The 22,553-nt window shown below is 63.1% G+C and carries 23 protein-coding genes and 1 pseudogene; 14 read left to right on the top strand and 10 right to left on the bottom strand.

The features are described from left to right. The 3 genes from JZZ72_RS27940 to JZZ72_RS25535 form a co-directional block, all read left to right on the top strand. The coding region (locus tag JZZ72_RS27940; RefSeq protein WP_268968947.1) for a tail fiber assembly protein at positions 1–705 on the top strand (705 nt) is incomplete at its 5' end. Positions 706–762: 57 nt separating this feature from the next. After that, positions 763–1,257 carry a glycoside hydrolase family 24 protein gene (locus tag JZZ72_RS25540; RefSeq protein ID WP_210015360.1) on the top strand — a complete coding sequence of 165 codons (495 nt, stop codon included), beginning with the start codon at positions 763–765 and terminating at the stop codon, positions 1,255–1,257. A gap of 44 nt (positions 1,258–1,301) precedes the next feature. Continuing rightward, on the top strand, positions 1,302–1,760 hold the full coding sequence (locus JZZ72_RS25535) for a lysis system i-spanin subunit Rz (RefSeq protein ID WP_210015361.1): 459 nt from the start codon (positions 1,302–1,304) through the stop codon (positions 1,758–1,760). 22 nt (positions 1,761–1,782) lie between these two features. On the opposite strand, the gene JZZ72_RS25530 is transcribed toward JZZ72_RS25535, so the two are convergent. Together JZZ72_RS25530 and JZZ72_RS25525 are read right to left on the bottom strand one after the other, a co-directional pair. Beyond that, positions 1,783–2,094 (bottom strand): hypothetical protein, encoded by a 312-nt coding sequence (locus JZZ72_RS25530; RefSeq protein ID WP_210015359.1) that lies wholly within the window; start codon positions 2,092–2,094, stop codon positions 1,783–1,785. Between the two features lie 124 nt (positions 2,095–2,218). Beyond that, positions 2,219–2,689: a chemotaxis protein gene (locus tag JZZ72_RS25525; RefSeq protein ID WP_210015358.1), complete on the bottom strand. Its 471-nt coding sequence runs from the start codon at positions 2,687–2,689 to the stop codon at positions 2,219–2,221. Positions 2,690–2,881: 192 nt separating this feature from the next. Between JZZ72_RS25525 and JZZ72_RS25520 the strand changes: the two genes are divergently transcribed. Beyond that, positions 2,882–3,088, top strand: coding sequence for a hypothetical protein (locus tag JZZ72_RS25520; protein WP_210015357.1), 207 nt, complete (start codon positions 2,882–2,884; stop codon positions 3,086–3,088). Between the two features lie 507 nt (positions 3,089–3,595). Next, entirely contained in the window at positions 3,596–4,267 is a 672-nt protein-coding gene (locus tag JZZ72_RS25515) for a hypothetical protein (RefSeq protein ID WP_210015356.1), read from the top strand. A 382-nt stretch (positions 4,268–4,649) separates the two neighbouring features. On the opposite strand, the gene JZZ72_RS25510 is transcribed toward JZZ72_RS25515, so the two are convergent. Both JZZ72_RS25510 and JZZ72_RS25505 read right to left on the bottom strand, forming a co-directional pair. Beyond that, complete coding sequence (locus tag JZZ72_RS25510; protein WP_210015355.1) at positions 4,650–5,828, bottom strand: tyrosine-type recombinase/integrase; 1,179 nt, start codon at positions 5,826–5,828, stop codon at positions 4,650–4,652. A 234-nt stretch (positions 5,829–6,062) separates the two neighbouring features. Continuing rightward, positions 6,063–7,145 (bottom strand): patatin-like phospholipase domain-containing protein, encoded by a 1,083-nt coding sequence (locus JZZ72_RS25505; RefSeq protein WP_078481103.1) that lies wholly within the window; start codon positions 7,143–7,145, stop codon positions 6,063–6,065. A gap of 156 nt (positions 7,146–7,301) precedes the next feature. Here JZZ72_RS25505 and JZZ72_RS25500 point away from each other — a divergent pair, with 156 nt between their 5' ends. From JZZ72_RS25500 to JZZ72_RS25485, 4 genes are read left to right on the top strand one after another with little or no spacing between them, the layout of a single operon-like run. Continuing rightward, on the top strand, positions 7,302–7,610 hold the full coding sequence (locus JZZ72_RS25500) for a PepSY domain-containing protein (RefSeq protein ID WP_043861141.1): 309 nt from the start codon (positions 7,302–7,304) through the stop codon (positions 7,608–7,610). Beyond that, positions 7,610–7,924 (top strand): PepSY domain-containing protein, encoded by a 315-nt coding sequence (locus tag JZZ72_RS25495; protein ID WP_043861140.1) that lies wholly within the window; start codon positions 7,610–7,612, stop codon positions 7,922–7,924. Before JZZ72_RS25500 ends, JZZ72_RS25495 begins: the two co-directional genes overlap by 1 nt. Continuing rightward, positions 7,924–8,592: a response regulator transcription factor gene (locus tag JZZ72_RS25490; protein ID WP_043861139.1), complete on the top strand. Its 669-nt coding sequence runs from the start codon at positions 7,924–7,926 to the stop codon at positions 8,590–8,592. Before JZZ72_RS25495 ends, JZZ72_RS25490 begins: the two co-directional genes overlap by 1 nt. Then, positions 8,589–9,911: a sensor histidine kinase gene (locus JZZ72_RS25485; RefSeq protein ID WP_078481102.1), complete on the top strand. Its 1,323-nt coding sequence runs from the start codon at positions 8,589–8,591 to the stop codon at positions 9,909–9,911. Before JZZ72_RS25490 ends, JZZ72_RS25485 begins: the two co-directional genes overlap by 4 nt. Positions 9,912–9,916: 5 nt before the next feature. On the opposite strand, the gene JZZ72_RS25480 is transcribed toward JZZ72_RS25485, so the two are convergent. After that, positions 9,917–12,064 (bottom strand): methyl-accepting chemotaxis protein, encoded by a 2,148-nt coding sequence (locus tag JZZ72_RS25480; RefSeq protein ID WP_054916516.1) that lies wholly within the window; start codon positions 12,062–12,064, stop codon positions 9,917–9,919. Between the two features lie 265 nt (positions 12,065–12,329). Here JZZ72_RS25480 and JZZ72_RS25475 point away from each other — a divergent pair, with 265 nt between their 5' ends. Next, the gene (locus JZZ72_RS25475; RefSeq protein ID WP_054916515.1) at positions 12,330–13,649 is read left to right on the top strand and encodes a Na+/H+ antiporter family protein; all 1,320 of its coding nucleotides are present in this window, start codon (positions 12,330–12,332) and stop codon (positions 13,647–13,649) included. Positions 13,650–13,680: 31 nt separating this feature from the next. On the opposite strand, the gene JZZ72_RS25470 is transcribed toward JZZ72_RS25475, so the two are convergent. The 3 genes from JZZ72_RS25470 to JZZ72_RS25460 all read right to left on the bottom strand — a co-directional run bounded on the left by JZZ72_RS25470 (position 13,681) and on the right by JZZ72_RS25460 (position 18,263). Next, on the bottom strand, positions 13,681–14,685 hold the full coding sequence (locus tag JZZ72_RS25470; RefSeq protein ID WP_043861136.1) for a FecR family protein: 1,005 nt from the start codon (positions 14,683–14,685) through the stop codon (positions 13,681–13,683). A gap of 156 nt (positions 14,686–14,841) precedes the next feature. Then, positions 14,842–16,611: an acyl-CoA dehydrogenase C-terminal domain-containing protein gene (locus JZZ72_RS25465; RefSeq protein WP_210015354.1), complete on the bottom strand. Its 1,770-nt coding sequence runs from the start codon at positions 16,609–16,611 to the stop codon at positions 14,842–14,844. A 29-nt stretch (positions 16,612–16,640) separates the two neighbouring features. After that, the gene (locus JZZ72_RS25460; RefSeq protein ID WP_088514884.1) at positions 16,641–18,263 is read right to left on the bottom strand and encodes an acyl-CoA synthetase; all 1,623 of its coding nucleotides are present in this window, start codon (positions 18,261–18,263) and stop codon (positions 16,641–16,643) included. A 198-nt stretch (positions 18,264–18,461) separates the two neighbouring features. Between JZZ72_RS25460 and JZZ72_RS25455 the strand changes: the two genes are divergently transcribed. After that, a complete protein-coding gene (locus tag JZZ72_RS25455) occupies positions 18,462–20,261 on the top strand; it encodes a PAS domain-containing sensor histidine kinase (protein WP_058540426.1) in 1,800 nt (599 codons plus the stop codon). Between the two features lie 14 nt (positions 20,262–20,275). Then, positions 20,276–20,902 carry a response regulator transcription factor gene (locus JZZ72_RS25450; protein WP_088514900.1) on the top strand — a complete coding sequence of 209 codons (627 nt, stop codon included), beginning with the start codon at positions 20,276–20,278 and terminating at the stop codon, positions 20,900–20,902. 75 nt (positions 20,903–20,977) lie between these two features. Here the strand turns inward: JZZ72_RS25450 and JZZ72_RS25445 are convergent, their stop codons facing one another. Next, entirely contained in the window at positions 20,978–21,298 is a 321-nt protein-coding gene (locus tag JZZ72_RS25445) for a DUF883 family protein (RefSeq protein WP_043861132.1), read from the bottom strand. A gap of 130 nt (positions 21,299–21,428) precedes the next feature. Between JZZ72_RS25445 and JZZ72_RS25440 the strand changes: the two genes are divergently transcribed. Next, positions 21,429–21,683 carry a hypothetical protein gene (locus JZZ72_RS25440; RefSeq protein WP_043861131.1) on the top strand — a complete coding sequence of 85 codons (255 nt, stop codon included), beginning with the start codon at positions 21,429–21,431 and terminating at the stop codon, positions 21,681–21,683. 14 nt (positions 21,684–21,697) lie between these two features. Here JZZ72_RS25440 and JZZ72_RS25435 read toward each other — a convergent pair whose 3' ends face one another. Beyond that, positions 21,698–22,186 carry an LEA type 2 family protein gene (locus tag JZZ72_RS25435; protein ID WP_043861130.1) on the bottom strand — a complete coding sequence of 163 codons (489 nt, stop codon included), beginning with the start codon at positions 22,184–22,186 and terminating at the stop codon, positions 21,698–21,700. 181 nt (positions 22,187–22,367) lie between these two features. Between JZZ72_RS25435 and JZZ72_RS25430 the strand changes: the two are divergent. Next, positions 22,368–22,553, top strand: a pseudogene (locus JZZ72_RS25430) (hypothetical protein); the annotation flags it as partial.

Raw genomic sequence — 22,553 nt, 5'->3', positions numbered from 1 at the left:
CAACAACATCAGTGTGAAGGCCTACTTCACTTCATCCCCTGGCGTACCGGTGAGAACCATAAACATTGTTGTGCAAGGGAGGTGGTACTGATGCGCATTAAATTGTCACCGTTCAGTGCAGACGAAACACTCGTGCTCAGCAGGAGCGGCGAATCGATCACGATCAACGGCATGAAGCTCGATTTCGAAGCCCTGCCCGACGGCGCGATGCTGCCCGCTACTGCGACGGGCTGCCCGTGGCTGTATGGGCCAGTCCAGCGGATCGATGGGGAGCTTACGTTGACCGTCAGGCTCCCTCACGGCGCGCAGGCCAGCGAGCAGTCGCGATTCCCGGTGGATATCGTCAACCCACCAGATGGCCGGGTCCCGCTGCCCACCGACAATGACCCGCAGCCAGAATCCCTGGGGCTGGCCTGGACGGATACTGTTGGCGTCATCGACTGGTCGCAGATGATCACGGCAGAGATGAAGCAAGAAGCCGCTGCAGCGCAGCACCTGGCCGGCGTGCAAGCCGAGGCCGCAACTCGGCGCGCCGTCGCCGATTCAGCGATTGCACCGCTGCAAGATGCCGTGGACATCGACGACGCGACCGCCGCCGAAGTGCTATCGCTCAAGGCCTGGAAGAAGTACCGAGTCGCATTGAGCCGCCTTCCGGAGCAGCCCGGCTACCCGGTCGATATCGACTGGCCCGCGCCGCCGGCCTGACAACAGCTATACACCGATACCCGCCTTGAGCGGGTTTTTTATTGCCTGGAGAAACACATGGCTCGAATTTCCGACTCACTGGCGGGCAGCAAGAACGCTCTCGCTTTCCTCGACATGCTGGCATGGTCCGAAGGCACATCGATCAGCAAGCACACCCGCGACGACGGCTATGACGTTGTGGTTGGCGGCATCGATAGCCCGAACACGTTCAAGAGCTACAGTACACACCCTGGCGTGCTGGTGACCGTGAACAACAAGGGCCTGAAGTCCACGGCCGCAGGCCGGTACCAGCAACTCCAGCGCTACTGGCCGCACTACCGCGACCTGCTCAAGCTGCCCGACTTCGGGCCCACCAGTCAGGACAAGCTTGCCCTGCACCTGATCAAGGAGCGCGGCGCCCTGGCGGACGTGCATGCCGGCCGTACCCAGGCCGCAATCGCGAAGTGCCGGAACATCTGGGCCAGCCTGCCGGGTGCTGGGTATGGGCAGCATGAGCGCAAGCTGGATGACCTGCTGGCGCACTACATCGCGGCCGGCGGGAGGCTGGTGTGATCGCCTGGGGCGCGCGTGCGCGGGCCTTGCTACTGGGGCTCGCGATGGGTGGCATTGGCGCATGGCTATGGCAGGCTAACGCTTACGAAACACTGCTGGCCAAGCAGGCCGAGACTTACGTGACTGAGCGAGAGGCGGCTGTGGTCGCTGTGCTCGATCAGTTGCAGCAGGATCAGGAGCGCCGTCGGGCCCTGGAGGACCGCCTGCAGGCGGATGAAAAAACCAAGCACAAGGAATTACGCGATGCACAAAAAGCCCGGGATCGCCTGCGTGATCGGCTGGCTACTGCTGATCTGCGGCTGTCAGTCCTACTCGCCGCCGCCCAGGGTGGCGGCGGTGGGGTGTCAGCCGCCACCTGCGCCTGCGGCGTGGTTCATGGAGGCTCGCGAGCCGAACTTGACCCAGCGCATGCTCAACGAATTGTCGCCATCACCGGAGATGGTGACGAGGGATTGATCGCTCTTGCGGCGTGCCAGGCTTATGTGCGCAACGCTCGCCAATGAGTAAGAGCGAGCGAGATAGACCTCACTTGCGGGAAAAAGCCTTTCTTGGTGCCGCTGCAAGCGCATTGGATAGGGCGGCCTTCTGGCTCAACGTTAGCCTGCAGAGCTTCAGATCAATCCGGATGTTGAAGGCTCTGCGGGCCTTGACGTATTCGCAAATCACTTCTCGCTCGTAGCAGCGCCCCTCGCAGTTCGAGACCAGTTTTTCGGTCACTCGCTGCCTGTTCAGATCTTGCTTGGTGATCCAATAGTCGTGAACCATTGAATTGGAAACGAACAGTTTCTGAATGCTGGTGCTGATCATCTTATTCAGGATGGCTTCGAATTTTTTCATTTTTCACCACCTTGGTTGGTCGCTGAATAAAGCCAGGATTGTCCGAGGGATCGGGGCGGTGAGAAGCTACTGATTGCCTGCCGGGTGATGTGTAGAGACAATCAGATGGCGCCACCCTGGACAATCATGCTTTGGGCATGGATAAGTAATTGGAGACCTTTTTTTGCTCTGTCGAGAGTTTCAATTCATTTTCAACGCGTCGTAAGTCATTGGTGCTTGAGGATAATTGGCTGGTGAGCGCTGCCAGTTCGCCTTGGATACTTTGAGCTTTAGATTCACGCTCTTTATCACTAAGGGATTGATCTCTCATTACTTTGTCCAGCTCCTCCATTTTCTTTTGAATTTTCTCTTGGATTTCCCGGATCACCTTGAGAATTTTCTTCACACCATCGGGTAAGTTACTGGAGTCGATATCCGCGTTCTTACTGCCATGTTTGGCGGCCAGAGCTTTTCCTTCTGGTGACAGATCCACTTTTACGCCTTCCTGAGAAGCAGATTTAGGTTCCACGGAAGCTGCTTCGACAGGGGGGACTTGAGACGCAGGGCTGGCGCCCGACTGGGCGGTGAGGGCGGTTGCTGCGGAGCTTATGAGCATGTTTTTCTCCTTGAAATCGCAAGCTATATCGACTGCCCGTTACAGTTCTTGAGCATCAGTGTTCGGAAGGTCACATGTTAGGGCCTCCCGCTGACGTTGAAGCCGACTTTCTGGCTAAAGTAAAGCCGATTCAAAGCCCTGGCTTGGCTTGCGAGATGCCCTACACTTTCCTGAGAGACTTAGGAGGGCAAGATGGACGACTTGCACAAGAAGATGACGCTAGGTGAGCCGCTGATGCAGCAAGCGATGGATGCGGTGCGGCGCTACCAGGAGGCGCGAGATTCGCTTACCGCGGCAGAAGAGGTCGACCGCTTGCGGGTTGAGGCCGAATCGCTCATGCAGGCTGTCAGTGAGTATCAGCAGGCTGTGCTTGGAGGTCAGGCGGCAACTCGCCATTGATCTGGAGGTTGCAGGCCTGCGCAAGAACGACAGCCTGTAGGCGAAGGTGAGGGCTTGCTGGCTGAACGACGGCAGCGTATTGGGTATGAGAAGGAGCTTGAGGCAGCTGTATCAGCCTGTCGTTGAGCCTGGCCGACAGCGCTTGAGCGAAGTCGAATAGCGGGGCTGACTTGCGAGGCTGTCATTGATCGGATCAGCTCTGGTCGCCAGGAAAGAGGCAGCCGCATTTTCTGACATGGAGCTTACTACCTGATCACACGAGTGGATCAACGTGCGGGGTAATAGCAGGCTTATGCTGTCGCTGCGTTCGCGCTAAGCAGGAAAAATCCTGTAATCAATAAAAATTACCTAATATTCTGTTTATTTCCGGTCGTACCATTTGTTTATCGGATATTTCCGCTGCGGCCATAGGAAAACACTAACGGCGGCATTTAGCGCGGCTTGCGCGTTTGCAACTTTCGTTCATTCGCTATACGATCAAGATTCATTCCAAGAAGGACCTTAGAAATGAATGTAAAAAACCCTCTTCGCCTGCAATTCACCGATGCTTTCGGGAATGTTTGCTTTGTCCCGTTCTGCTACAACCTGAACCAGCTCTCGGGCGCGGTTCAAGAAGCCGCACAGCGCGACGCGCAGCATTTGGTTTCTATCGATGTGATGGAGCCGCAAGGCACTAACACCGTCAGCACCTACAGTTGCTCCCTAACCGTAGGGCCGACTGGCGCAGAGCAGAGCAGTCTGTACAATCAAGTTCTGCAAGCGGCCAAAAGCAATCTGAACTGGCCGAAAAACTACATGCCCGAGTCGGCGAGCGAGGATGAACTTAAGAACCTGGGGCTTCAGATCGCGGCCGGCGTGGCAGCCCAAGTTATCGTCTCGGTGGGCGGTAAGGCTATCAAAATGATCCTGCGCAATCTGTCCGGCGCTCCAGCCCCAGCAGCGGTTGACGGAAACGATCCGACCCCGCCTGAAAGCGCTGGCGATGTGGTTGGCACCGTTTCCGACCCAGACCCCGAAGGTTTATTGCCAGAAGGTGGCGATTCGGGCGACTACCCGCCAGACAGCGGCGAGGATGGTGGCGGCGAGGATGGTGGCGACGAGGGTGGTGGTGACGAGGGTGGTGATGACGGCGGCTTTGACCCAGATATCATCCCTGATTTTATCGAGAAGAAAGACTAAGCTCCCGGAGGCCCCTTAATTGGGGCCCTTTTTCAATAGTTTCGATTATTTCGGGGCTGAAGTGGTTAAGGCGAAAGGTCTTTATGCATTAGATCTTGCGGTTGGTCTGTTGGCCGGCGGCGTGGAAGTATGCGAATGAAGTCCTCGAGCTTCTGGAATCAACTCCCAACCACTGATCACGTAACCTACATGGGCCGGCCGACGCTAGCGAATTGTCGTGGCCAAGACGCGCGGCAAGGATCTGCCGCATCTTCATTAGGCCGGCGGACTGCGCAAGGCCGACAACCTGGAAGTGAAGGTGTGAGCGCTCCTGGCGAAGCGTAGGCAGCGGATCGGGTACGGGAAACAGCTATTAGCCGCTGTCAGCGACTGCAGGTAGGCATCACTCGACTGGTGGCAACACCATGTCAGCCCAATCCTGCATCATTCCCCGACGCTGCTCTATATATGTGGCATGGTTATAGACGTCACGGATCGCGCTGCTGTCAGCGTGGGCCAGCTGCCGCTCGATCCAGTCCTTGTTGTAGCCGCGGGTGTTCATCTCGGTGGAGAAGAGGTGCCGGAATCCATGCGGCGACTGCCGGCCGGTGTAACCACAGCGGTCCAGCAGGTTGACAGCATAGTTGATGCCGATTGGGCGGACGGCATCTGACCGGTTCGGGAACACGTACTTCATGCCGCCGGATATCGGCAGCATCGAGCGTAGTATCTCCACGGCCTGCCGCGATAGCGGTACCACGTGGTCGCGGCGCATCTTCATCTTGCTGGCAGGGATGGACCAGGTCGCGGCGTCCAGATCGATTTCCGCCCATTCGGCCTTGCGCACCTCTGCCGGCCGGCAGACTGTGAGGATCAGCAGCTTTGTTGCGCACTGCAGTTGCAGACCTGACTGGCTTCTTTCAATGGCATTAATGATGGCCGGCATCTCAGTGAATGCCAAGAACGGCCGGTGTTTATGCGGCGCCATCTTCTCAGTGACAGTGTGCATTTCCGCCGTGGGGTTGTTCTCGATCATGCCGGTTGCAATCGCGTACCGGAACACCTGACCCATCCACTGCCTGGTCTTGACTGAGGTGGTCAATGATCCTCGTCGCTCAATCCTGCGAATCAGCGTGATCACGTCTGACCGCTTGATGGAATCAATCTGTCGCAGGCCAAAGGCCGGCAGTACATCCAGCTCCATCGCATTCGAAATAATCTTGATCGTCGACTCGGTCAGGCTTCCCTTCCTGAATTCCAGCCACTCGTCATAGACTCGGCGGAATGTCCTCTCCTGAGCGCCGAGGCGCTCTGTCTTCTTCGCCCGCCTTGATTCGCGTGGGTCTTTTCCTTGCGCAACATCCTCCCGCGCTTCATCCCGACGCGCGCGCGCCTCCTTCAAGCCAATCTCTGGGTAAGTCCCAAGCGAAATCCTGGCCTGCTTGCCAAGCCACGTGAACCTGAAATGCCAGCTTTTTACCCCCGTATCGGCGATGTACAGCGTGAGCCCGAGCGAGTCCGCAAGGGTGTAGCCCTTTTCCCGGGGCTTGGCCTGCCTGGCCGCGGTGTCAGTGAGCGCCACTAGTACATTGCCTCTTGGTGGTAGTTGGATGTACTGGATGATGTACTAGGTTTTCGAGATTGGGAAGGTACAGAGTGGTACTCGACGATACGCCAATGACGCCTGTTTTAGGGCGTCATGGCTGTTTGTGGTATCGCTCGGTTTTCGGCGGGAATCCACTGTGGAATCTTTGAAAATTTCCACGGTATCTTAGAACTCTGAAAACCAATGCTGACCGGCAGTTTAACAGCAAGCCTACTTCAACGGTTGCAGATGCTGGTGCAGCTTGCCGGTTTCCACCAGTTCCAGGAACTCGTCGCCCAGCCGCTGGCTTTCGCTCATGGCGGTACGCCAGTAACGTTGGCGGTTACCGGCATCGCCCATGAAGCGCTTGAAGTCGCTGCGATCCGGCAGCTTGCCGTAGGGCAGGCGGGCCAGGTACTGCGGCGAGGGTGCCAGCAACAGCACGTTCTGCAGGTACTGCGCATTGCTGCGCCGCCAGGGCAGGGCCTTGTCGAACCACCCCGGCACCACCTTGTGGGTGAAGTGAGGGTAAAGCACGATGTCCTCGCCGCTGTAGGGCAGGTCGAGGTGATAGTCGAGTAAGCCACCATCCCGGTAGGTGCCCGCCCCGACCCCCGGAATGTCCCGCACGCCTTCCATCACCATGGGAATGGAGCCTGAAGCGAGCAGGGCATGACGCAGGTTGTCGACCGCCAGCGGCAGGCAGCGCGAAGGGAAGTCCGTGAGGGGGTTCAACGGCGGTGCGCAGCGTGCGTCATGCAGGATCACGCGTTCGAAGTGCCGGGCCAGCCGCGAACGGCTCACGAGGTTGTCGGCAATCACCGACGACAGGCCTACGCCCAGTCGGCCTCGATGATCGTGCTGAAGCAGGCCGTGGCTTCTGACCAGCATGATGTTGAGCCGATAGTGGGGGTTGTCGAGAATGCGAGCATCCTGGCCCTCCAGCAGGTCATCGAGCATGCGACGACAGCTCTGGCTGACCTGGGCCTGGGTCACGCCCTTGGCGAAATCCTGCTCGGTATACAGATGGCCCAGGCGCAGCAGGGCCTGGGCGGGGTCGGGCAGGCAGGCACTGGCGAAGCGCCAGGAGCCGATCGATGCCCCGATCAGCGAGCGCGCGCGCGGTGCTGTGGGCAGCCACTGGCCGAACAGCGCCAGGTCGATACCCTGGATACCCAGCGCCTTGGGGCCGCCTGCAGCGCCCGGTAGCACCCCCACGTCTGCAGCCTGCAGGCCGCGTTCGCGTACATGGGCGAACGCCCGCGTGCCGGCCTTGAGTGTCAGCGCTGGAAACTTGATCTGGATTGAGCTCATAAGGGCCTCGTTGTCCTGGATCAACGATTATAGAGAAGCGTGGACGGAACAGGGGCGCGCCTGAGCTATCATGGCGCCAGTTGTTTTCAGTTTCAGTTAAGTTCGGTTCGGTATTCTGAACCCGTAAGCAAGATTGATCCTAAATGGAGAGACACGATGAAAACATTGACTGCCCTGTTCGCCACCGCCGCCCTTGCCCTGAGCGCCAACGTTGCGCTGGCTAAAGACATCCCCACCAATGAAGTCGTGCAGCTGGTCCAGGCCAAGACCATCCTGTCGCTGGATGACCTCAACGCAAAAGCGCTGGCCAAGCATCCGGGTGCCACCATCAAGGACTCCGAGCTCGAGGACGTGTACGGCCGTTATGTGTACAAGGTCGAACTGCGTGACGCGCAGAACGTCGAATGGGACGTGGACCTTGATGCCAAGACCGGTGAAGTACTCAAGGACGCCAAGGACACCTGATGACTGCACGCAAGCGAACGGCACCGTGGCTGTTCCTCGCATTGCTGGTCTTCTGTACGCCGGCCCTGGCCCGCGACCTCGATCAGGATGAAGCCCTGGAGCTACGTCAGAAGGGCATCATCCTGCCGCTGGAGCAACTGTTGAACTCCGCCCTGGGGCGTTACCCCGGGGCGAAGTTGCTTGAGGCGGAGCTGGAAGAGAAGCACAACCGCTACGAGTACGAAGTCGAGCTGGTCACCCCGCAAGGGGTCGTACGTGAAATCAAGTTCGATGCACGCACGGGTGTGCTGATCAAAGATGAGGAAGATGACTGATGCGCCTGTTACTGGTCGAGGACAACGTCCCGCTGGCCGATGAACTCACCCAGAGCCTGCAGCGCCAGGGCTACGCCATCGACTGGCTGGCCGACGGCCGAGATGCGGTGTACCAGGGTAGCAGCGAGCCCTATGACCTGATTATCCTGGACCTGGGCCTGCCCGGCCTGCCCGGCCTCGAGGTGCTGGCCCAATGGCGCGCCGGCGGGCTGTCGACCCCGGTGCTGATCCTGACCGCACGGGGTTCCTGGGCCGAGCGCATCGAGGGCCTCAAGGCCGGTGCCGACGATTACCTGAGCAAACCCTTTCACCCCGAAGAGCTGCAACTGCGCATCCAGTCGCTGCTGCGCCGCGCCCGTGGCCTGGCCAACCAGCCGACCCTGCAGGCCGCCGGCCTGCACCTGGACGAAGGCCGCCAGTGCGTGAGCCGCGACGGGCAGGACGTGCAACTGACCGCCGCCGAGTTTCGCCTGCTGCGCTACTTCATGTTGCACCCGCAGCAGATCCTTTCCAAAAGCCACCTGGCCGAGCACCTCTACAACGGCGAAACCGAGCGCGACTCGAATGTGCTCGAAGTACACGTCAACCACCTGCGCCGCAAGCTGGGGCGCAGCGTTATCGAAACCCATCGCGGCCAGGGCTATCGCTTTGGCGGAGTGGTCGAGTGAAGTCGATCCAGGCGCGCCTGAGCCTGGGGCTGGTCGGTGTACTGGTGGTGGTCGGCCTGGCCCTGGCGCAGATCAGCCTGTGGCTGTTCGAGGTCGGGTTGCAGCGCTATCTGGAGACGGGGTTGCGCAAGGAAAGCGAAAACCTGCTGGTGGCGCTGGTGCGCGGCCACAGCGGCCTCGAACTGGACGAGCGACGTCTGTCGTCGGCGTACCAGCGGCCGTTTTCCGGCTACTACTTCCGTATCGATTTCGAAGGGGGCAGTTGGCGTTCCCGCTCGCTCTGGGACATGGACATGCCCCGTCCGCCAACTCCCGGCCTGCACGCGGGCCTGGAGCTGGGCCCGGCTGGCCAGCAACTGTTGGTGCTGCGTGCCGACTACCGGCGCCTGGGCCAGGCGATCTCGATCAGCGTGGCGCAGGACTATACCCCCGTGCGCGACGGCTTCCGGCGCATGCAGCAGCTCGGCCTTGGCCTGGGGCTGGTGGCGCTGCTGTTGATTCTGGTGCTGCAACGCATCACGGTCACACGCTCCCTGCGCCCACTGGAACGCACGCGCGAACAGATCGCCCAACTGCAGCAGGGCAAGCGCTCGCAGCTCGACAGTGAGGTGCCTGTCGAACTCGAGCCCCTGGTGGCGCAGATCAACCACCTGCTGGCACACACCGAAGACAGCCTCAGACGTTCACGCAACGCGCTGGGTAACCTGGGGCATGCCCTGAAGACCCCCCTGGCGGTGCTGATGAGCCTGGCGTCGAGCGAGCGCCTGAACGACCTGCCCGAGGTTCGCGCCCAGTTGCAGGCTCAGCTGGAGCAGATCCAGCAACGCCTGAGCCGCGAACTCAATCGCGCCCGGCTGGCCGGCGATGCCCTGCCGGGGGCGCATTTCGATTGCGCCACCGAACTGCCGGGTCTGCTATCGACTCTGGGCATGATTCACGGCGATCACCTGCTCATCCGCCATCAGGTGCCCGATGGGCTGTCCTTGCCCTGGGACCGCGAAGACCTGCTCGAGCTGCTGGGCAACCTGCTGGACAACGCCTGCAAGTGGGCCGACAGCGAGGTCTGCCTGAGCATCGAGCAAGAGGGCGGGGTGTATCGCCTGTGGGTGGACGATGATGGCCCGGGCATTCCCGAAAATGCCAGGGCCGGTGTGCTGGAGCGCGGTGCGCGGCTCGACGAACAGGTCGATGGCCATGGGCTTGGCCTGGGCATCGTTCGCGATATCGCCGAAGCCTGGGGTGGGCAGATGAGGTTGCTGGAAAGCCCGCTGGGCGGGCTGCGGGTGAGCATCGAGCTACCCCGCAGGGTAGCCCGATAACACCATCAGACGCGGAACTGGTCCATCAGCCCCTGCTGCTGGTTGGCCAGGCTGTTCAGCGACTGGCTGACCCGCGCCGACTCATTGGCCTGCTCCGAGAGTGACTCGGTCACATCGCGAATGGTCGCCACGTTGTTGTTGATTTCCTCGGCCACCGCGCTCTGCTCTTCGGCGGCACTGGCAATCTGCAGGTTCATGTCGCTGATCACGGTGACGGCCTCGCCGATCTGGCGCAGCGCAGTCACGGCCTGACCGACCTGGTCGACGCTACCCTGGGCCTGGCGGTGGCTGCTGTCCATGGCGCCCACCACCTCGCGGGTGCCGGCCTGCAGTTGCTCGATCACCTGACGGGTCTCCTCCACCGACTCCTGGGTGCGTCGGGCCAGGTTGCGCACCTCGTCGGCGACCACCGCAAAGCCGCGCCCGGCTTCCCCGGCACGGGCCGCCTCGATGGCGGCATTGAGCGCCAGCAGGTTGGTCTGCTCGGCGATGGAGCGGATCACTTCCAGTACCGAACCGATCTTCTCGCTGTTGTCGGCCAGGCCTTCGACCTGGGCCATGGCGGTGTTCATGTCGGCTGCCAGGGTATCGATGCTGGTGGTGGTGCGGTCGATCACCGCCAGGCCCTGACGGGTCGCCTGGTCGGCGTCACGCGCCGCCTGGGCCGCTTGCGCAGCACTGCGCGCCACATCCTGGGCGGTGGCGCTCATTTCGTGGGACGCCGTGGCCACCTGGTCGACCTGACGGTACTGCTGCTCCATGCCGGCGCTGGTCTGCGAGGCAATCGCCGAAGACTGGTCGGCAGTGTCGCGCGCCGCCTGCACCGAGCGTTTGACCTCGGCGATGATCGGCTGCAGCTTGTCGAGGAAGCGGTTGAACCAGCCGGCCAGTTCCCCCAGCTCGTCGCGCTTGTCGTAGTTCAGGCGGCGGGTCAGGTCGCCTTCGCCGCTGGCGATGTCCTTGAGCATGGCGGCCACGCCCAGGATGGGGCGGGTCACACTGCGCGCCATCACCCAGATCAGCAGCAGCCCCACGATCGCGGCCAGCACACCCAGGCCCAGCTCGATCAGGGTGCCACTGGTATTGCGCTGGTCGAGCTCGTTCTTGAGGGTCTCGGCCGGGCCGGTCAGGGCGCTTTGCGGCACATCCAGCAGCACGCCCCAGGGCTTGCCCCCCGGAATCGGTGCAAACGATGCCAGCACCTTCAGGCGCTCGTCCTTGTGGAGGCTCTGCAGGGGCGTGCCGCTGCTCAGCAGGCCTATCAGCTCCTTGCCGCTGGTGCTGTCGACCTGGTCGAAGCGTTGCGCCAGCTTGCCCGCATCCGGGCTGTAGCCGGCCAGCAGGCCGACCGGGCTGATGATGCCGATGCGGGTCTGGCCCTGGTACAGGTTCTGGCTGGCCTGCTGGCTCAGCGCCTGCAGGCTGTTCAGGTTGATGTCGATCGACAGGGTGGCGACCACCTTGTCGGCCACGATCAGCGGGAACACGATGCTGGTCATCAGCACCCGCTGACCGGCGATGTCATAGAAGTAGGGTTCGATCACGCAGGTCTTGCGCGTGGTACGCGGGCACACCGACCAGGTGTTGGCCGGCTCGCCGCTGGGGCCGATGCTGGTGTCGGTCATGTCCTTTTCGGGCAGCGCCATCGAGGTCAGCTTGCCGGGCGTGGGCTGCGACCAGTACAGGGCAAAGCGGCCGGCCTCGTTGCTGCCCAGCTCGGCCTGGTTGGCGAACAGGGCATCCTTGTTGTCCAGGGCGTTGGGCTCGAACACCAGCGACAGCCCCAGCAGGTCGGGGTTGGCCTGCAGCGCGGCGCGCACCTGGCGGGTCATGTCCTCGCGCAGGTCGAAGGCGTCCAGAAAGCGCTTTTCGGCCTGCTCGCGCAAAAACAGCACCTGGCGCGCAAAGCCTGCACCGTACTGGTAGGCATCCATGAACTGGCGGCGGATGCTCAAGGCCTGGACTTCGCCCTGGGACTCGATACGCGACTGGGCCGCTTCGGTCAGCATCTGCATGCTGCTGGCCTTGACCAGCTCGGAGTTGTGCTCCATGCGGTACAGCGAAAGGCCCACCAGCAGCGTAACGATGCTGGCCAGGCAGAGCCCGGCCAGCAGGGTGATTTTCCACTGGATGGAAAGTTGTCTCGACGACATGACGAAGTCCTTTGATCCAAAAAAAGATTGAGGCTGACGACTGTAACGGCCAGGCGCAGTTTTTCTTTATTCAAACGTTCAATTGAAATGCGTCGTTTTCAGTCATGCATGCGACCCGCGTGCAGCCGTCTAGCCCCGTACTTTGACAAGTGGCGGGTGCTGCTTCAGAGTGTGCGCCCTCCCATAAAAACACCTGTCGTTCGGCCACTGCGCTCGCAGTCTGTCGCCGCAGCGCAAGCTTTGTCTGGTTTCTAGAGGTCATGAAATGAATGCAGTAATTGCCGCGGTCGGCATCATGCTGATATTGAGCCTGGCCCGTGTGCACGTGGTCATCGCCCTCATCATCGGCGCGCTCGCCGGCGGCCTGGTGGGCGGCCTGGGTATCGAAGGCACGCTCAAGGCGTTCAACGGCGGCCTGGGTGGCGGTGCCACGGTGGCATTGTCGTATGCGCTGCTGGGCGCATTCGCCGTGGCCATCGCCAAGTCCGGGCTGGCCCATGCGCTGGCCGATCGCGCCCTGTCGATGTTCCATGGTCAGCGCAATGCCGAAGGCGGCAAGATCAAGTGGCTGCTGATCGGCCTGTTGCTGGTGGTGGCGATCTCGTCGCAGAACATCCTGCCCATTCATATCGCCTTCATTCCGCTGCTGGTGCCGCCACTGCTGTACGTGCTGACCCGCCTGCAGATCGATCGGCGCCTGGTGGCCTGCGTGATGACCTTCGGCCTGATCACCCCCTACATGTTCCTGCCAGTGGGGTTCGGCAACATCTTCCTCAATCAGATCCTGCTGGCTAACGTCAGCCGCAGCGGGGTGGACGTCAGCGGCGTCAACGTGACCCAGGCCATGGCGATACCGGCGGCGGGCATGCTGTTCGGGTTGCTGCTGGCGGTGTTCTTCAGCTACCGCAAAAAGCGCGTGTACGACGTGGCAAAGATCGAGCAGGTCGAGCAGGTGGCTGTCAGCTACAACCCCTTGACGCTGATGGTGGCCGGCTGTGCGATCGCCGCGGCGTTCATCATCCAGCTGTGGCTGGACTCGATGATCATCGGTGCGATGGCGGGCTTTCTGATCTTCTCGCTGTCGGGCATCGTGCGCTGGAAGGACACCGATGACCTGTTCACTGAAGGCATGAAGATGATGGCCATGATCGGCTTCATCATGATCGCCGCGTCCGGCTTTGCCGAGGTCATGAAGGCCACCGGCGAAGTGAAGACCCTGGTGGAGGCCTCGGCCGGCTGGATCGACCACAGCAAGGCGGTCGGGGCGCTGCTGATGCTGCTGGTGGGCCTGCTGGTGACCATGGGTATCGGTTCGTCGTTCTCCACGGTGCCGATCCTGGCGGCGATCTTCGTGCCGCTGTGCGTGCAACTGGGCTTCGACCCGCTGGCCACCGTGTGCATCGTCGGCACTGCCGGCGCGTTGGGTGATGCCGGCTCACCGGCGTCGGACTCGACCCTTGGCCCGACCTCGGGCCTGAACGTCGACGGCCAGCACCATCACATCTGGGACACGGTGGTGCCGACCTTCCTGCATTACAACCTGCCGTTGCTGGCGTTCGGCTGGGTAGCGGCGATGGTGCTGTAACGCGCCAGGGCGCAGGAGCTGGGCGCGAAGCTCAGCTTTTTCGCGGGGGCGGCGAGATGCGGTTGAGCACCGTATCGCCGTTCTTGTTGCGCGTCAGGTACACCGGCAGCACCTTGGGCATGTTGCTCACCAGGCGATTGACCTCGGTGGTGTTGTAGATGCCGCTGATGCGGATGCTGCCGGTACTGGCGTCCGCCAGCAGCAACGGCGTTTCCAGGTAGCGGTTGATCAGCGGCAGGGCCTGGTCCAGTGGCAGATTGTCGAGGATCAGCTTGCCGCCGCGCCAGGCCAGGCTGGTGTCGTGGGCATAGGTCTGGCTGAGGGCCGGCTCGTAGTCGCCGCGACGGTAGCTGGCCTGCATGCCGGGGCCCAGGCGATAGCCGCTGTCCGGGTCGCTGCTGTTGCTGCTGACCAGCACCGAACCTTCCACCAGGGTGACCTTCACCTGGTCCTGGTACTTCCACACGTTGAACTGGGTACCGGTCACCCGGGTCTGGCCCTTGCCGGCACGCACCACGAACGGGTGCTGGGTATCGTGCTGCACCTTGAAGAAGGCCTCGCCGTTGACCAGCGTCACCCGTCGTTCGTCCTTGTAGTTGGCGTAGCGCAGGGTGGTGTTGAGGTTCAACTCCACCTCGCTGCCATCCGGCAGCACTGCGCGGGCGATGGCATTGCCGCTTTCAACGCGCTCATAGCTGTTGGGCAGCCAGCCCTGTTCCCAGCCCACCCAGGCGCCAATCGGCAGTGCCACCAGCGCCACGGCCGCAGCCGAGGCCAGCCGACGCAAGGCGCGCCCGCGGGGCCTGGCTGACAGGGTGATTACCGGGGCAGCAGGGCGGGGCAGGTGGTCGGCGGTCTGCCAGATCTCCTGCATGGCCTGGAATTCCTGCTCGTGCAGTGGGTCGGCTGCGCGCCATTGCGCGCAGGCGGCACGTTCCTGTTCACTGCAGTCCTCAGCATGCAGGCGCATGCACCAGTGCGCAGCGGCATCGGTGATGGCATCAAGTTCGGCTGCGCTGAGGCTGGTTTGGTTCATTGATACTCCCGGTTTTGGCCATTCTACCCTTGGCAGGTGGCCAACGAGAACCGAGTTCATCGTGAATGACTATCAGTTGTAAGAAATATTTGAACGAAAAACCACGCAAATGCGTGGTTTTTATCGTTTAAGCACCCGCCTGGAGCGTTGCGCGGCTCAGAACAGCTCGGCTGGCAACTGGTACAGCGGCGCACTGCCTGCGCGGATGCTGGCCTGCAACGACAGTACCCTGGGCAGCAGACGCTCGACGTAGAAGGTAGCCGTGGCCAGCTTGGCCTCGTAGAACGCCGGCTCCTGCTCGCGCCGTTCGCGGGCAGTGGCCGCCATGCGCGACCACATGTAGGCGTAGGCCACATAGCCGAACAGGTGCAGGTACTCCACCGACGCCGCGCCCACCGCGTTGGCATCACCGGTGGCCTGCTCGCGTACCCACTGGCTCACGCTTTCCAGCTGCGCCAGGGCATGCAGCAGCGGTTCGCACAGGGGCGGACGGGTTTCACAGAAGCTGCGGATCTCGTTGGCGAACAGCGCCAGCGACTGTCCGCCATCGGCCACCACCTTGCGCCCCAGCAGGTCCAGCGCCTGGATGCCGTTGGTGCCTTCGTAGATCTGCGCGATGCGAACATCGCGCACCAGCTGTTCCTGGCCCCATTCGCGAATGTAGCCATGCCCGCCGAACACCTGCTGGCCCAGCACGCAGCTTTCCAGGCCCATGTCGGTGAAAAACGCCTTGGCCACCGGTGTCAGCAAGGCCACCAGGCGCTGCGCGGCCTCGCGCTCCTCCGGCTGCTCGGCGTACTTGGCGATATCCAGCTGCAGGCCGACATAGGTGGCGAACGCCCGGCCGCCTTCGGTCAGGGCGCGCATGCTCAGCAGCATGCGCCGTACATCGGCATGCACGATGATCGGGTCGGCCACCTTGTCGCTGGCCAGCGGCCCGGTGGCGGCGCGGCTTTGCAGGCGGTCCCGGGCGTAGCGTGCGGCGTTCTGGTACGACGCCTCGGCGCAGCCGATGCCCTGGATGCCGATGGACAGGCGCTCGTAGTTCATCATGGTGAACATCGCCGCCAGGCCGCGGTTGGGTTCGCCCACCAGGTAGCCCACGGCGCCATCGAAGTTCATCACGCAGGTGGCCGAGGCCTTGATGCCCATCTTGTGCTCGATCGATCCACAGCTCACCGCGTTGGTTTCACCCAGGCTGCCGTCCTCGTCCACCAGGCGCTTGGGCACCAGAAACAGCGAGATGCCCTTGGGCCCGGCCGGCGCGTCGGGCAGCTTGGCCAGCACCAGGTGCACGATGTTCTCGGTCAGGTCCTGGTCGCCGCCGGTGATGAAGATCTTGGTGCCGCTGACCCGGTAGCTGCCATCGGCCTGGGGTTCGGCCTTGCTGCGGATGATCCCCAGGTCGGTACCTGCATGCGGTTCGGTCAGGCACATGGTGCCGGCCCACTGCCCGCTGTACAGCGCCGGCAGGTACGTGGCCTTCAATGCATCGCTGGCGTGCGCGTCGATGGCCAGGCAGCAGCCGGCGCTCAGCGCCGAATACAGGCTGAAGCTGCAGTTGGCGGCGTAGAGCATTTCCTCGAACTGCACCGCGAGCATCTTGGGCATGCCCAGGCCGCCGTACTCGGGGTTGCCCGCCAGCCCGACCCAGCCGCCTTCGCGGTAGGTCTGCCAGGCCTGCACGAACCCCTGCGCAGTGGTGACCCGACCCTGCGCAAAGTGCACGCCTTCCTCATCGCCGCTGCGGTTGAGCGGGGCGATCAGTTGGCCGGTGATCTTGGCCGCCTCTTCCAGGATCGCATCGGCGGTATCCGCGTCGACGCTGGCCGCCATCGCCGGCAGGCGTGCCCACAGGGCCGGGCCCTGGAACACTTCGTGAAGAACAAAACGCATGTCGCGCAGCGGTGCATTGAACTCAGGCATAACGGTTTCCGAATAAAGGTGAAAAAAGGTCAGAGCGCCTTGGCCCAGTCGCGCAACAGGTACTTCTGGATCTTGCCCGTGGAGGTTTTCGGCAGTTCGCTGAACACCACGGTCTTGGGCAGCTTGAAGCCGGCCAGATGCTCGCGGCAGAAGGCGATGATGTCCGCCTCGCGGGTACCTTCGAAACCGGCCTTGAGGGTGACGTAGGCACAGGGGGTTTCGCCCCATTTTTCATCCGGGCGGGCGACCACCGCAGCCTCGAGCACGGCCGGGTGGCGGTACAGCGTGTCTTCGACCTCGATGGTCGAGATGTTCTCGCCTCCGGAAATGATGATGTCCTTGAGCCGGTCCTTGATCTCCACATAGCCGTCGGCATGCCACACTGCCAGGTCGCCGGTATGGAACCAGCCGCCTCGGAAGGCTTCGGCGGTGGCCTCGGGGTTCTTCAGGTAGCCCTTCATCACGGTGTTGCCGCGCATGAAGATCTCGCCCAGCGTGTTGCCGTCGCGGGCCACCGGCTCAAGCGTTTGCGGGTCGGCCACCATCAGCCCCTCGAGGGTAGGGTAGCGCACGCCCTGGCGCGACTTGATGCGGGCCCGCTCCTCCAGCGGCTGCGCGTCCCATTCGGCATGCCAGGCACACACCGTCACCGGGCCGTAGACCTCGGTCAGGCCGTAGACGTGGGTCACCTTGATGCCCATTTCCTCCACCGCGCCGATCACCTTGGCGGGTGGCGCCGCCCCGGCCACCATCGCGTTCACGGGGTGGTCGATGGCGGCCTTGGCCGAGTCGGGCATGTTGATCAGCGCATTGAGCACGATCGGTGCGCCGCACAGGTGGGTGACCTGGTGCTCGCGAATCAGGGTCAGGATCTTCTGCGGGTCGACCCGGCGCAGGAACACATGGGTGCCGGCCAGGGCCGTCACGGTCCACGGGTAGCACCAGCCATTGCAGTGGAACATCGGCAGGGTCCACAGGTACACCGGGTGGTTGCCCATGGCCCAGGTCATCTGGTTGCCCAGTGCGTTCAGGTAGGCGCCGCGGTGGTGGTAGACCACCCCCTTGGGGTTGCCGGTGGTGCCGGAGGTGTAGCTCAACGAGATCGCCTGCCACTCGTCCTCGGGCCAGTGCCACACGAACTCGGGGTCGCCCTCGGCCAGGAAGGCTTCGTAATCCAGGTCGCTGACGGCGCGGCCCTCGCCGTACTCCGGGTCGTCCACATCGATCACCAGCGGCGGGTGGGCCATCAGGCCCAGCGCTGCTTCGATCACCTTGTGGAATTCGCGGTCGGTGATCAGCACCTTGGCTTCCCCGTGCTCGAGCATGAACGCGATGGCTTCGGCATCCAGGCGCACGTTCAGGGCGTTGAGCACCGCACCGATCATCGGCACACCGAAATGCGCCTCGAGCATGGCCGGAATGTTGGGCAGCATCACCGCCACCGTATCGCCCAGCCCGATGCCGCGGCCGGCCAGGGCGCTGGCCAGGCGGCGGGAGCGCTGGTAGGTTTCCTGCCAGTTGCGGCGGATGGCACCATGGATCACCGCCGGGTAATCGCCATAGACCGCAGCCGTGCGTTCGATGAAACTCAGCGGGGAAAGGGCGACATGGTTGACGGGGGCGGGCTGCAGGCCCTGGGAGAAGATCGACATGAACGGTTCCTGTGCAGGAGGCAGCCGCGATCAGGCGCTGGCTGAAACCTCCGATGGCTGATTGTTAGCTCTGATCAGGTTTCTGGAAGGCGGTACGTATACCGACTTCGGTGTTTCATTTTTACGCTGTTCTCCATATTACTTGGAAGATAGACTATAGCAATATGGTATAAATACTATAAAAAGCCGGAGCCCCAAGTGACCTTTCCTCCCTCGGCCTTGCTCGACAAGGACCCGCAACCCACCGTGCTGCTCGATGCCGCCGCCCAGGTGGTGGCCGCCAACCCGGCGGTGCAGGCGTTGTTCGACACCTGGCCCAAGCCGCCCGTGGGCAGCCTGCTGCCCGCCAACTACAAGGCGCTGGTGAGCGCCTGCCTGCACCAGCAGCGGGCGATTGCCGAGGTCGAGGCCCTGGTGCAACAGCGTATCCTGTTGTGGACCTTCGTCCCGCTGGAGGGCGGCCTGCAGGTGCTGGCCCGCTGCCGCGACGCCACGGTTGAGCGCCTGGCCGAGCGCGAGGCCAGCCAGGCAAGTCGGTTGTACCGCCTGATCACCGAAAACACCACCGACCTGATCTCGCGCCATACCCCCGACGGGTGTTTCCTGGATGCTTCGCCGGCCTCCTATCGCCTGCTGGGCTACTGGCCGGAAGAGCTGCGCGGGGTGGCGGTGCAGTCGCTGTTTCACCCCCAGGACCGCCAGCAATCGCTGCTGCAGGCCTCCCAGGCGCTGGAGCAGGACGGCTACCAGACCATGACCTGCCGCGTGCGCCACCGCGATGGCCGCGACCTGTGGTTCGAGATCGCCAGCCGCGCCATCCGCGAAACCTACACCGGTGCGGTGGTCGAGATCGTCAGCGTGTCACGTGACATCACCGTGCGCATCGAAGCCCAGGAAAACCGCCGGCGCCTGGCCGAGGTGGTCGAGGCCAACACCGACCTGGTGCTGTTCACCGACCCCGCCGGCCAGCTCACCTACCTCAACCGTTCCGCCCGGCGTGCACTGGGCCTGCTGGAGGTGCAGGCCGTGCCGCCCCTGCGCGAGCTGCTGGACGAAGAAGCCCTGCAACGCCTCGACGAAGAGGGCTGGGCCTGCGCCGAGCGCGAAGGGGTGTGGCAATGCGAGGCGCGGCTGGCGCCCTACAACGGCTCGGCGCCGTTCCCGGTGTCGCTGGTACTGCTGGCGCACCGGGCGGCAGGTGGCGAGCGCTACTACTCGCTGGTGGCTCGCGACATGACCGAGCGCGAGCTGCGTGAACGCCAGCAGCGCCGGCACCAGGATGAACTGGCGCACACCGCGCGGCTGGTCACCCTGGGCGAGCTGGCCTCCGGCATCGCCCACGAGATCAACCAGCCGCTGGCAGCGGTGGTCAACTATGCCAGTGCCAGCCAGCGCTACCTGCTGGCGGTGGAGCGTGACCCGCAGGCGGCCGGGCGGGTCGCCCAGGGCCTGCAGCGCATCACCGAGCAGGCCACCCATGCCGCCGAAGTGATCAAGCGCCTGCGCTCGTTCCTGCGCAAGGAGCCGCGCCGCTTGCAGGCGCTCAACGTGGCCGATGTATCGCGCGAGGCCGTGCGCCTGTGTGCCTGGGAGGCGGCGCAGGCCCAGGTGACCATCGAGCAGCACATGGTGTACAACCTGCCGCCGGTATACGCCGACCGTGTCTTGCTCGAACAGGTCCTGCTCAACCTGTTGCGCAACGCCATCGACGCCAACCGCGAGCAGCATGCCGGGGCGCCTTCGCGCGTGCTGATCAGCGCCGACCAGCAGGCCGGTTGGCTGCGTATCCAGGTGGCCGACCAGGGCCCCGGGGTGGCCGCCGAGCAGCTGGACGGCATCTTCACCCCGTTTACCACCAGCAAGCCCGAAGGGCTGGGGCTGGGCTTGAGCATGAGCCGCAGTATCGTCGAAGGGTTCGGCGGTACCTTGCAGGCGCACCCGGGTGATACCGGCGGATTGATTTTGTGCTGTCGGCTGGCGCCGGTGGCCAGTGCATGAACAAGGGGATTTCCATGCAGGAACCGAAGGTCTACGTGGTCGACGACGACCAGGGCATGCTCGACTCCACCGTCTGGCTGCTGGAGTCGGTGGGCCTGCAGGCGCTGCCGTTCACCAGTGGCCAGGCTTTTCTGGAGGCCTGCGATGCGGCGTTGCCGGCGTGCGTGCTGCTGGATGTGCGCATGCCCGGCATGGGTGGGCTGAGCGTGCAGGAAGCCTTGCGCGCCCGGGGCGTGCAGGTGCCGGTGATCTTTGTCAGCGGGCATGCCGATGTGCCGATCGTGGTACGCGCCTTCAAGGCCGGGGCCATCGATTTCATCGAGAAGCCCTACAACGACCAGTTGTTGCTCGACAGCGTGCAGGATGCCCTGGGGCGCTCGTCACGGGTTCAGGTCAGCAGTCGCCAGCGCGATGAAGTGCAGGGGCGCATCGACAGCCTCACCCCGCGTGAGCGCGACGTGTTCGTGCCCCTGGTGCAGGGCTATACCAATCGGGAGATTGCCGAGCAGTTGCAGGTCAGCGTGAAGACCGTGGACCTGTACCGTTCGCGGGTGATGAAGCGCATGCAGGCCGAACACCTGCCTGATCTGGTGGGGATGGCGATTGCGTGTGGGGTGGTGGACCCCTTGAAACTGCGTTGAATGCATCGCGGGGCAAGCACGCTCCCACAGGTACAGTGCAAGCCTGTGGGAGCGGGCTCGACCCGCGATTGGGTGTCAGGAGCGACGTCCCAGCAACAGCCCGACCACCAGCCCGAAGCCGGCCGAAATCGCCACGGTCTGCCACGGGTGGCCGCCAATGTAATCCTCGGTGGCATCCACCGCCGGCTTGGCCTTTTCACGCACGCCGCCCACCGCATCCAGGGCCTGCTTGAGCTTGAGGCCCACCTGTGCGCGCAGGGTCTCGGCTTCTTCGCCCACCAGGGTGGAGCTGTCCTTGAGCAGCTTGTCAGACTCTTCGATCAGCGCCTGCAGCTCGCTGAAGGCCTGGTCCTTGATTTGTTCGGCATCGGCTTTAAGGGTGCTTTTCCTGGCCATGTACGCTTCCTCGTTGAATGATGGTCACTGTATCAATGGATGCCTGAGCGCGCCGAAAGTTGCAGCGCCTTGGCGGCGCTCGGTGGCTACAGTGTAAGATAGCCCCCATTTTCAAGTGGCAGGAATCCCCATGAGTTTCAATCTGGCCAACATGAGCTTCGCCGAGCGGGCACAGATCGAGGACGAGAAGTCGCGACTGTTCGAGCTCTGGCAATCGAACCTGGGCAAGGCCAAGGCCGAAGCCGCGCGGCTGATCAGCGAGAAGCCGCGGCGCAAGGGCAAATGGGCCGAGTGGGTGCGCGCCGAGCTCGACGGCATGTCGCCGCCGGAGTTCGCCAACATGGTGCGCAGCGAAGTCAACAAGCTGATGGCGGCTGCCAAGTAGCCGACCCTCCAGCGCTACCACGCCGTATCGGTGGGCTTGGGCAGCGCCAGCCGCCCGCTGTCGGTGAAGCGCATCGTGCCGAAGGCGCCCCCGGCCAGCTTGCCGCGCAGCACATAGGGCATGCCATCCAGGTTGCTCACCCGGCTCAGGCCCACGGCCTGGCGCAGCATCGAGAACGCGGTGATGCTCACCGGAATGCTCAGTACCGCTTCGTCATAGCGCCCGATGCTGCCGTGCTGATCGCTGACCCCGGTTGCCAGCGGCTGGCCATTGACCTCCAGGTTGAGCGCCACGCCGTTGTAGTCGATGGGCGTTTCATTGGGGTTCTGCACCCGCAGTTTCACCGCCATGCGCATTTCCAGGTCCTGGCCGGGCAGCGGCTCGATGCCGATCACGCTGATGGTCAACGGGTCGCGCCCCTGCAGCAACGCGCAGGCGCTCAGGCTCAGGGCCAGCAGCAGGCCCAGGCCGACACGCAGGGTATGACGCAGGAAACAGGGCATGGGGCTTGGCTCCGGACAAATGTCTCTGCAGTGTGGCAAATGCCCGGCGCGGTTGAAAGTGGCGCAAGCAGCGTAACAATCTGAATCATCTCCGGCCCGGCAGCGGGTTTCATCGCGAACCTCTCGCGCCGTAGGCTATCCAACGCCTGGGGCCACTGACGTTGTGCAGGAGATGAACGCGATGAACCGATGGTTGCCGGCACTGACCGGCGCAGCACTGAGCCTGATACTGGGCATGCCTGTTCAGGCCGCCGACGCGGGCAATCCCTACAACGACCCGGTGCGCCGCGCCAACCCCAATTCCCAGCAGGGCACCGTGCGTTCCACGCCACCGCCGCGCGGGCCTTCCACCCAGCCGCTGCCGCGC

It is taken from the genome of Pseudomonas palmensis, from assembly GCF_017848315.1.
GTDB classification, from domain to species: domain Bacteria; phylum Pseudomonadota; class Gammaproteobacteria; order Pseudomonadales; family Pseudomonadaceae; genus Aquipseudomonas; species Aquipseudomonas palmensis.
This window is presented reverse-complemented; position numbering and strand designations above follow the sequence as displayed.

Excerpts from the sequence above, each read along its gene's own strand:
- JZZ72_RS25540 (WP_210015360.1), top strand. The coding sequence starts at position 763 with ATGGCTCGAATTTCCGACTCACTGGCGGGCAGCAAGAACGCTCTCGCT.
- JZZ72_RS25535 (WP_210015361.1), top strand. The coding sequence starts at position 1,302 with ATGGGTGGCATTGGCGCATGGCTATGGCAGGCTAACGCTTACGAAACA.
- JZZ72_RS25530 (WP_210015359.1), bottom strand. The coding sequence starts at position 2,094 with ATGAAAAAATTCGAAGCCATCCTGAATAAGATGATCAGCACCAGCATT.
- JZZ72_RS25525 (WP_210015358.1), bottom strand. The coding sequence starts at position 2,689 with ATGCTCATAAGCTCCGCAGCAACCGCCCTCACCGCCCAGTCGGGCGCC.
- JZZ72_RS25520 (WP_210015357.1), top strand. The coding sequence starts at position 2,882 with ATGGACGACTTGCACAAGAAGATGACGCTAGGTGAGCCGCTGATGCAG.
- JZZ72_RS25515 (WP_210015356.1), top strand. The coding sequence starts at position 3,596 with ATGAATGTAAAAAACCCTCTTCGCCTGCAATTCACCGATGCTTTCGGG.
- JZZ72_RS25505 (WP_078481103.1), bottom strand. The coding sequence starts at position 7,145 with ATGAGCTCAATCCAGATCAAGTTTCCAGCGCTGACACTCAAGGCCGGC.
- JZZ72_RS25500 (WP_043861141.1), top strand. The coding sequence starts at position 7,302 with ATGAAAACATTGACTGCCCTGTTCGCCACCGCCGCCCTTGCCCTGAGC.
- JZZ72_RS25495 (WP_043861140.1), top strand. The coding sequence starts at position 7,610 with ATGACTGCACGCAAGCGAACGGCACCGTGGCTGTTCCTCGCATTGCTG.
- JZZ72_RS25490 (WP_043861139.1), top strand. The coding sequence starts at position 7,924 with ATGCGCCTGTTACTGGTCGAGGACAACGTCCCGCTGGCCGATGAACTC.
- JZZ72_RS25480 (WP_054916516.1), bottom strand. The coding sequence starts at position 12,064 with ATGTCGTCGAGACAACTTTCCATCCAGTGGAAAATCACCCTGCTGGCC.
- JZZ72_RS25475 (WP_054916515.1), top strand. The coding sequence starts at position 12,330 with ATGAATGCAGTAATTGCCGCGGTCGGCATCATGCTGATATTGAGCCTG.
- JZZ72_RS25470 (WP_043861136.1), bottom strand. The coding sequence starts at position 14,685 with ATGAACCAAACCAGCCTCAGCGCAGCCGAACTTGATGCCATCACCGAT.
- JZZ72_RS25465 (WP_210015354.1), bottom strand. The coding sequence starts at position 16,611 with ATGCCTGAGTTCAATGCACCGCTGCGCGACATGCGTTTTGTTCTTCAC.
- JZZ72_RS25460 (WP_088514884.1), bottom strand. The coding sequence starts at position 18,263 with ATGTCGATCTTCTCCCAGGGCCTGCAGCCCGCCCCCGTCAACCATGTC.
- JZZ72_RS25450 (WP_088514900.1), top strand. The coding sequence starts at position 20,276 with ATGCAGGAACCGAAGGTCTACGTGGTCGACGACGACCAGGGCATGCTC.
- JZZ72_RS25445 (WP_043861132.1), bottom strand. The coding sequence starts at position 21,298 with ATGGCCAGGAAAAGCACCCTTAAAGCCGATGCCGAACAAATCAAGGAC.
- JZZ72_RS25440 (WP_043861131.1), top strand. The coding sequence starts at position 21,429 with ATGAGTTTCAATCTGGCCAACATGAGCTTCGCCGAGCGGGCACAGATC.
- JZZ72_RS25435 (WP_043861130.1), bottom strand. The coding sequence starts at position 22,186 with ATGCCCTGTTTCCTGCGTCATACCCTGCGTGTCGGCCTGGGCCTGCTG.